This is a genomic window from Streptomyces maremycinicus (assembly GCF_001184025.1).
GTDB lineage: Bacteria > Actinomycetota > Actinomycetes > Streptomycetales > Streptomycetaceae > Streptomyces > Streptomyces maremycinicus.
Genome location: NZ_BBYG01000006.1, coordinates 1 through 873, shown reverse-complemented (window position 1 = coordinate 873; position 873 = coordinate 1). Strand labels below are relative to the sequence as shown.

At 67.5% G+C, this 873-nt stretch carries 1 protein-coding gene; it reads left to right on the top strand.

Translation table 11 applies throughout. The annotated features are described in order from the left end of the window. Positions 1–54: 54 nt before the first annotated feature. Positions 55–873, top strand: a protein-coding gene (locus AOQ37_RS38190; protein ID WP_199824897.1) for an IS5 family transposase whose coding sequence is annotated in 2 segments (ribosomal slippage) — positions 55–415 and positions 415–873 — 820 coding nt annotated over the 2 segments. Because the reading frame shifts where the segments join, the coding sequence is not laid out codon by codon here. This gene is flagged as partial in the annotation.

Here is an 873-nt window from a genome sequence, read left to right as displayed (position 1 = left end):
GAATGCTGCAACTTACCTTGGAATGTCGGTGTCTGATGGGTTGTTAGCCTGCACATGAGAAGGGGTGAGCAACCGCCGTGGATCGTGGGGGATGGGCTGTGGGCGCGGATCGAGCCGCTGCTGCCGGTTGTGCCGCGCCGAACGGATCATCCTGGGCGCAAGCGTCTGGACGACCGGAAGGTGCTGTCGGGCATCCTGTTCGTGCTGTACACCGGCATTCCGTGGGAGTTCCTGCCCCAGGAGCTGGGCTTCGGCTCCGGTATGACCTGCTGGCGGCGCCTGCGTGACTGGAACGACGCGGGAGTCTGGCAGCGTCTGCACGAATCGCTCCTGGCCGAGCTGAACGCCGCCGGCGCGCTGGACTGGTCAAGGGCGGTGATCGACGGCTCGCACGTCAGGGCGCTCAAAGGCGGCCCAAAACAGGACCGAGCCCGGTCGACCGTGCCCGAACAGGCTCCAAGCACCATCTGATCACCGAAGGGCACGGCATCCCGCTGGCGGTATCGCTGACCGGCGGAAACCGCAACGACGTCACCCAACTCATCCCCTTGGTCCAGGCCGTCCCGCCCGTACGCGGCCGACGCGGACGGCCCCGACAACGACCGGTCGCGCTCTACGCCGACCGCGGCTACGACCACGACAAGTACCGCAAGCAGGTGCGGGCCCTCGGGATCACCCCGGTCATCGCGCGGCGCGGCGTCGAGCACGGTTCCGGGCTGGGCGTGCACCGCTGGGTGGTCGAGCAGAGCTTTGCACTGCTGCACTGGTTCCGCCGGCTGCGCATCCGCTGGGAGATCCGCGACGACATCCACGAAGCCTTCCTCAGCCTGGCCTGCGGCATCATCTGCTGGCGCCGACTGGTCAACCTCTCAC